Below are 7,858 nucleotides of genomic sequence, written 5' to 3'. Positions count from 1 at the left end.
GCTACGCGGCGCGCGAGCGGACCGGCGACTGAGCCGCCGGCCGCTTCGGGCGGGCTCCCGGGATCAGTCCTCGAACAGCGGGCCGCGGTGCACCTTGTGCTGCGCGGCCTGCGCCACCGGACGCAGCACCAGGCGATCAACGTTGACGTGCAGCGGCTGCGCCACCGTCATCTGGATCACCCCGGCGACGTCATCGGCGGTCAGCGGCCGGTCCACGTTCTCGTAGACCGCGTCGGCCTTGTCCTGGTCACCGCGGAAGCGGTTCACCGAGAACTCGTCGGTGTGCACCATCCCCGGCTGGATCTCGATCACCCGCACCGGGTCGCCCGCCAGCTCCAGCCGCAGCGTCTCGGTCAGCGCGTGCGCGCCGTGCTTGGCGGCGCTGTAACCGCCGCCGCCCTCGTAGTTCACGTACGCGGCGGTCGAGGTCAGGTTCACGATCGTGCCGCCACCCCCGGCGCGCAGCAGCGGCAGCAGCGCCTGGGTCACGTGCAGCACGCCGAGCACGTTGACCGAGAACATCCGCTGCCAGTCCTCGGCGTGGCCCTCGGCGACCGACTCCGAACCCCACGCGCCACCGGCGTTGTTGATCAGCACGGCGCAGTCGTCCAACTCGGCGGCGAACGCGGCCACGGAGTCCTTGTCGGTCACGTCCAGCGCCAGCGCGCGTCCGCCGATCTCGGCGGCCAGCGACTCCAGCCGGTCCTGGCGGCGGGCCGCCACCACCACGTCGTAACCATCCGCTGCCAGCCTGCGGGCGGTCGCCGCACCGATCCCACTGCTCGCTCCGGTCACCACGGCGGTCTGTGCCACGTGAACTCCCCTGCTCGACTACCTGCGCGATAACCCTAAGAAACCCGGTCGGCAGTGGGCCAACCTGGGGGCTCGCGGTCTCCGCGCACCGGTCATTTCGGTCCGAATCCTCCGAAACGCCCCACCCGGCACGCCCGATCCGCTAGCTTGATCGCAAGTCCTGACCAACGGCGATCCGCGCACCATCCGCAAACTCTTCCTAGGTGAGGCCCGCTGTGCTCTACGGCATCGACATCTCCCACCACCAAGGCGCGTTCGACCTGGCCCGCACCCGGGCGGAAGGGTTCGACTTCGCGTTCTTCAAGGCCACCGAGGGCAGCTCGTTCGTCGACTCCCGGTTCGGCGCCAACCTCGAAGCAGGACGCGCCGCCGGGCTGCTGGTGGCCGCGTACCACTACCAGCGCGGCGATTCCAGCGCCGAGGCGCAGACCGCGCACATCACCGCGACCGTGCCCGCCGACGTGCCGGTGATCCTCGACGTGGAGGACGGCGGAGGCGGGGCCGACCTGTCCCGCGACATCATCGGGCGGCTGGTGGCGGCCGGGTACCGCTCCCCGCTGCTGTACCTGCCGCGCTGGTACTGGGAGCAGATCGGCTCGCCGGACCTGACCGGGCTGCCCGCGCTGTGGTACTCGCGCTACGCGAGCAACGAAGGCGGCTACGCCAGCGAGATCTACGAGCGCTACCGCGACTTCTACGACGCGCAGTGGGGCGGCTACGGCGGCCTGGGTGTGGCCGTCCTGCAGTTCACCAGCTCCGCGACCGTGGCCGAGCAGTCCCCGGTGGACGCGAACGCCTTCCGCGGCACCCGCGAGGAGCTCGCGGCCCTGCTCGGCTAGGCCGAAGCCCTGGAGTGAACGGACTGTTGGTCCCAATAGACTGGACGAACAGGCCGTTCACTCGGACTGCGCGCGAGCGTCATCCGCCGGGAGCGATCGTCCGTGGAACGAACGGACCGTTCGCCCAATGCGGATGGGCGAACGGTCCTCTAGCTGCGATCAGTCCGCGCCCTCGCGCGCGGCGCTAGTTGTCGCTGCCGGTGCCCGCGTCCAGCGGCCGGATGTCGTTGCGGTCGTCGGAACTGGGCACGTCGCCGGGCAGCGAGACGGTCCGCGGCAGCGGGCCGGGCGTCCAGGTGCCCCAATGGGTTTCCTGGTGCGTGCGCATCGCCGCCTCCGCGGGCAGTGCGCTCGGTTCGTACGGGTCGACCGCGTACAGCGTGCCCCAATCGCGGTTGAGGTCGTCCTTCATGTACGTCGGCAGCTCCCGCATGCTCGCGGTGACGTTCATCCAGCCGAACGGCCCGCCCTTGTCCGGCGACGACCAGCCCTGGCCGATGGCGCGCACGCCCGCACCGCCCGCGACGCGGAACCGCGGCATCTCGGCGATGCCGTTGTTCAGACCGGACAGTTGCAGGCAGGGGTGCACGAACGCGGCCGACCAGTCCACGAACGTCGGGCTGTCGCCGACCACGTCGGTCATGTTCGTCAGCTGCGGCGCGCGGGGTGCGCTGACCGCCTGCCAGCCGCGCGGGGACACCGACTGGTCCACGGCGACGATGCGCATCTTCGTGGTGCCCTCGGCCTTGCCGTCCACGACCAGCCGCTTGTCCCGCCAGTTCGGCCCGCCGGGCTGCAGCAGGTAGCGACGGTCGGTGATCTGGAAGCCCTCCGGGCTGTCCTTGCCGAACTCCACCGCCAGCGAGTTGGCCCCGCCCTCGATGCCGGCCATCGCCAGCACGATCGGCACTTCACCGCTGGCCGCGCGCTGCGGCACGTCGTACCACTGGGTGCGCAGTTCGCCGGTGCCGCGCTGGGTGTAGCTGCCCCACACCGGAGCGTTGTCCCCGCCGAACTGGTACGGCGGCTTCCAGTCCGGTTCTTCGGTGGTGGTGCCGTTGCCGGGCGGCAGGCCGGAGCGGTTGAAGCCGGTGAGCTTCGCGTTCAGGTAGTCCTCGGGCGATTCCTCGCCCTCCAGCCGGTTCGACGGCACCGGCACGTCCGGATCGACCGCCGGAGCCGCCTTCGCCGGCTGCTTGTCGGCGACCTTGAGCATCCCGGCCTGCGGGTTGGTCTCCGCGTAGACGTAGTCGGACAGCCCGCAGCTGCCGCCGGTCATCGCGTTGATGTTGTCCCCGCCGAGGCTGTAGCCACCGGCGCGCTTTTCGACCGCCGCGCCGAACGCGGCCAGCTCGCTGAGGATCAGCAACGCGCACAACAGCGACAACGGCGCGGTACCCAGGCGCAGCGCGCGGCTGCGGTGCTCCACCCCGCCCGGCGGCGCGAGCCGCTTGTCCGCCCGCACGTGCTCGACGAACGCGATGATCGCAGCGATCAGCGCCACCGCAAGCAGCAGCGTGCTGGCCTCGTAACCGCCGATCTTCGGCGTTTCCTCGGACCAGCGCACTCCCCACCCGGACACGTACCACCAGGCGTTCGGCCCGGTGGCCGAGAACGCGCAGATCACCATGAGCCCGGAGAAGAACGCCGCCCGGTTGCGCCGCGAGCGCAACACGGTGGTGCTCGTCGCCAACGCGGTCAGCGCGGCCAGCGCGCCACCGACGGCCGCGAAGATCCCGAAGTGGTGGGTGTGCTTGGTCTGCGTCATCGCCAGCGCCACGAACGACATGCCCGCCACCGCCAGCAGGCGGCGGCTCGGCCCGAGCGCGGCACCGCGGATCCGGTTGCGCCGCAGCAGCACCACCGCGCAGGTCACCAGGCAGAGGATCACCAGCAGCACCGGGAACCGGCGGGTCAGCGAACCGTCCGGGATCGGGCTGAACAGCATGTTGTAGCGGTTCAGCTCCTGGTACCACTTCTCGCTCGGCCCGAGGTCGATCTTCAGCGAGGTCGCCTCGGAGATCGTCTGCCAGGTCTGGTCCCACACCAGCAGGTTCAGCACCACGAACCCGGCCGCCGAGATCGGCGCCAGCACCGGTAGCCAGCCGAACTCCTTCACCCGCCTGCCCAGCAGCTTCAGCAGCGGTTTCAGCGCGGCCACGAACGGCAGCACGGCGACGATCCCGTGCGGCCCGGCACCGACCGCGAGCGCTGCCACGACCAGCCCGAGCGCGGCGGGCATCAACCGGCTGGTGGCCACCGCGCGTTCGACCGCGCAGAGCGCGGCCAGCGAGAACACCACGATGACCGGCTCGGAGCGCAGGCCGTTGTTGTACGGCAGCCAGAACGCGAGGAACACCGCGGCCGCGGCCCAACCCGCGGCCTGGCTGCGGCGGACCTGCTGGCCGAGCCGGGGCAGCACTTCGCGGCTGATCAGCATCCAGCTCACCAGCGCCATCAGCAGCGCGGGCAGCCGCATCCACGGAATGGCCGTGGAGACCTTCACCCACAGCGCGTAGACCTCGTAGAACCAGCCCCACGGCGCTTCCGGGTTGGCGAACCAGCGGTAGTAGTTGCTGATGTAGCCCGCGCTCTCACGCGCTCGCGCGATCGCCATCGTGTAGCCGTCGTCGGAGCTCATCGCCCCGATCAGCCACCAGATCAGCAGCGAGCCGATCACCGCGACGTCCGGCAGCGTCGGTTTCCACCATCCCGGCTGCACCCAGCGCGGTGGTCGCCGCCCGGCGCGGGTGTCCAGCTTGCGCAGGCACACCACCGAAGCGACGAAGGCCACCAGCGCCAGCGCGATCACCGCGAGCTTCAGCGCGGTCGGCGAGCTCTCGAAGCGGTTGTCCACCTGGGCCTCGAACGAGAGCCCGTCGACCTGGTCGGTGCGCGCGTTGAGGTCCGAGTAGATCCCGGTCAACTGTGGACGGTGATCACCGGCGATGTTGGTGAGCACGTTGTCCCCGACGCGGGCTTTGAACCCGACGGCGTCGGAATGCAGGTCCAGCGCGCACCCGCCCGCCGGGATCGGCACCGTGTTGATCTGCTTGCCCTGGGTCAGCAGCGTGATCAGGCCGTTGTCGACCTGCAGCGTCAGCCCGGTGAGCCTGCCGTAGTCGGAGTCCGGCGGGTTGGTGCTCAGCAGCGTCGCCGGACCGTTGGTGCGCGCGTCGAGGTCCTGCGCGCTCGAGCACGGGATCTGGGCGTCCAGCCAGACCGGGGAGAACGTGACCAGCGGAGCCGACACCGGCGTGGTGCCGCTGGCGGTGGGCCAGCGCAGCGTGGTGATCTCGTGGGTCACCGGCAGGAACGGCACGGCCAGCGACAGCACGGTGCCGAGCAGGCCGAACAGCGTCGCCAGCAGCTTCAGCCGCCGCAGCGGCCGGCGCGGGCGGCTCTCGGCGGCGGCCTCCGAGGGCGGCGCGGAATCCGCCGTCGCCTGATCGGTGTCATCTTTCTCCGCATTGAGCACGCCCGGAGAATAGTCGCCGCCGTTGCGGGCTCGGCGGAGCATTGGCCGTCGTGTTGGAGGCGCCACACGGCTCGACGAAGCGGCCGCCGGAATCGACGAACGAACTCAGGTTCTTCTCAGTGTCCTGTGATCAACCGGTGACCGGAATGACGTCGCATCGCAGTTCGATTTCCGGTTTCGCCGGGCTCCGCCCGCGCCGCGGCCAGCCATGATCACCCGGTGTGATGCCGATGCGCGCGATCGGCACCGATATCTTCGCCGCGGCTTGTCGGCGTTGCCGCGGGAAAGTCCTGTTTCGCGGCAACACCGGCGATACCGGGCGCGGGGAAATGCCAGGGCGGCGTTCGTTCAGCCGCTCTCGGGCGTTTCCGCGGCGATCCGGGGTGGCCGGTCGTGGTTCAGCGGCGGTGGTTCTTCCTCGAACGGCTCCACCTGCACGCGGGTCTGCTGCCCGGCGCAGCCCTGCGACAGCGCCGAGGTCGGCCGGTCGGGGGTGAGCACGTTCGGATTGCCGTGCACGCACCAGGAGCCGCCGGGCTGCCCCGGGTGGTCCACGGGGTCGTACCAGGCCCCGGTCGCCAGCACCGCGACGCCGGGCAGCACGTCCTCGGTCAGCAGTGCTCCGGCCAGACAAGCGCCGCGGTCGTTGAACACGCGCACCACGTCGCCGTCGGCGATGCCGCGGCCGCGCGCGTCGGCCGGGTGCAGGCGCAGCGGCTCGCGGCCCCGGATCTTCGACGAGCGGCTGAGCGCGCCGACGTCCCCTTGCCCGTGCAGCCGGGTACGCGGCTGGTGGGCGATCAGCCGCAGCGGCAGGCGCGCGTCGTGCAGACCGTCTGCCGGTTCGCGCCACACCGGGTGCCCGGGCACGTCCGGCAGGCCGAATCCGGCGATGGTCGCGGAGCGCAGTTCGATCCGGCCGCTGGGCGTGGCCAGCGGATGCGCTGACGGGTCCGCGCGGAATTCGGCCAGCGGGGTGGGCCGGTCGCGTTGCGGCAGCACGTGTTCGCCCGCCGCCCAGAACTCGGCGAACGCCGGCGCCTCGTGGCCCTGCTCCAGCATCCGGTCCCGCCAGTCCGAATAGAGGTGTTCGAGCCATTCCTGCGACGTGCGGCCTTCGGTGAACGCCGCACCGGTACCGAGCCGCTCGGCCAGCGCGGCGAAGATGTCGTGGTCGTCGCGGGCCCGCCCGACCGGATCCAGCACCCGGTGCATGGCGATCAGCCTGGTGTCCCGCCTGCCAGCGCCGATGTCCGCGCGTTCCAGCGTGCTCGTCACCGGCAACACGACATCGGCGTGCCGCGCGGTGGCCGTCCAGTGCGGTTCGTGCACGATCACCGTGTCCGGCCGCTGGAACGCCCGCCGCAGCCGGTTGAGGTCCTGGTGGTGGTGGAACGGGTTGCCGCCCGCCCAGTACACCGCGCGGATGTCCGGGTAGGTCAGCCGCTGCCCGTCGTAGTCGTAGGTCTCGCCGGGGTGCAGCAGCATGTCGGCGATCCGCGCCACCGGGATGAACGTCTCGACCGGGTTGGTGCCCTGCGCCAACGTCGGCAGCGGCAGCAGCGGGCCGGGGTCGCCGACGTCGCCGCTGGAGCCGTAGCCGTGGCCGAATCCGCCGCCCGGCAGTCCGATTCCACCGAGCATCGCCGCCAGCGCCAGGCCCGCGTGCAGCGGCTGTTCGCCGTGCTCGATGCGCTGCAGCGACCAGCTCACCGTCACCAAGGTGCGCCCTGCGGCCATCCGGCGGGCCAGCGCCCGAATCTCGTCGGCGGGCACGTCGCACAGCCCGGCGGCCCACTCCGCGTCCCGCTCCGGACCGTCCGCGCCGCGCAGGTAGTCGGCGAACCGGTCGAAGCCGACCGTGCAGCGGGCGAGGAACTCCTCGTCGTGCAACCCCTCGGTGAGCAGCGTGTGCGCGATGCCGAGCATGAGCGCGACGTCGGTGGCCGGGCGCACCGGCAGCCACTCGGTCCGCGCCGAGTCCGGCAGGTCGCTGCGCAGCGGGCTGACCACCACCAGCTGCACGCCGCGGGAATCCCAATCGGCCAGCGTCCGCGACGTGCTGTGCTCGGTGACACCGCCCGGGCTGATCTGCACGTTCTTCGGCGGCATACCGCCGAATGCGACGACGAGGTCGGTGTGCTCGCGGATGGTCTGCCAGCTCTCGCCGCGGTGCAGGTACGTGCCCGCGTCTCCGACCAGGTGCGGCAGCAGCACCGATGAAGTCCCGAAGCTGTAGGTGTTCCGGGACGCGGTGTAGCCGCCGATGGTGTTCAGGAAGCGGTGCAGCTGGGACTGCGCGTGGTGGAAGCGCCCGGCGCTCGACCAGCCGTAGGAGCCGCCGTAGATCGCCTCGTTGCCGTGCCGTTCGCGGATCCGGCGCAGCTCGCCCGCGACGAGGTCGAGCGCGGTGTCCCAGTCCACGGAGACGAATTCCTCGCGACCGCGTCGATCCGAGGGATCGGCGCCGCCTTCGAGCCAACCGCGCCGGATCGCCGGGCGCTCGACCCTGGTGGCGTGGTGCACCGCGGTCGCGACGTTGCCGAGCAGCTCGGACGGGGCCGGATCGGCCGGGTGCGGGCCGATCTCCAGCGCGCCGTCCGGGTCGACGCGGGCGCGGTAGGCACCCCAGTGCGAGGTCGTGGACCGCCAGGAACTCATGCCGCCGAATCTAGTTGTGCTCGGTGCGGGGCCGGGCTGGGCCGCGGGTGCCGGTAGGCGCCGGGTC

General features: G+C 71.4%; 4 protein-coding genes. 1 reads left to right on the top strand and 3 read right to left on the bottom strand.

Annotated elements, in window-relative coordinates; translation table 11 throughout:
• Nucleotides 1–63 precede the first annotated feature (63 nt).
• Complete coding sequence (locus IJH84_RS14310) at nt 64–813, bottom strand: SDR family oxidoreductase (protein WP_295145187.1); 750 nt, start codon at nt 811–813, stop codon at nt 64–66.
• Nucleotides 814–1,016: 203 nt separating this feature from the next.
• Here IJH84_RS14310 and IJH84_RS14305 point away from each other — a divergent pair, with 203 nt between their 5' ends.
• Nucleotides 1,017–1,652, top strand: coding sequence for a glycoside hydrolase family 25 protein (locus IJH84_RS14305; protein ID WP_295145184.1), 636 nt, complete (start codon nt 1,017–1,019; stop codon nt 1,650–1,652).
• A 184-nt stretch (nt 1,653–1,836) separates the two neighbouring features.
• Here the strand turns inward: IJH84_RS14305 and IJH84_RS14300 are convergent, their stop codons facing one another.
• The gene (locus IJH84_RS14300; RefSeq protein ID WP_295145191.1) at nt 1,837–5,037 is read right to left on the bottom strand and encodes an arabinosyltransferase domain-containing protein; all 3,201 of its coding nucleotides are present in this window, start codon (nt 5,035–5,037) and stop codon (nt 1,837–1,839) included.
• 441 nt (nt 5,038–5,478) lie between these two features.
• Nucleotides 5,479–7,791: a molybdopterin-dependent oxidoreductase gene (locus tag IJH84_RS14295; protein WP_295145181.1), complete on the bottom strand. Its 2,313-nt coding sequence runs from the start codon at nt 7,789–7,791 to the stop codon at nt 5,479–5,481.
• Nucleotides 7,792–7,858: the final 67 nt, after the last annotated feature.

Origin of the sequence: Saccharopolyspora sp. (assembly GCF_017434145.1) — a bacterium.
Classification (GTDB): Bacteria; Actinomycetota; Actinomycetes; order Mycobacteriales; family Pseudonocardiaceae; genus Saccharopolyspora_C; species Saccharopolyspora_C galaxeae.
Note: the sequence above shows the minus strand (reverse complement) of the source record. Positions and strands in the feature narration are given on the sequence as shown.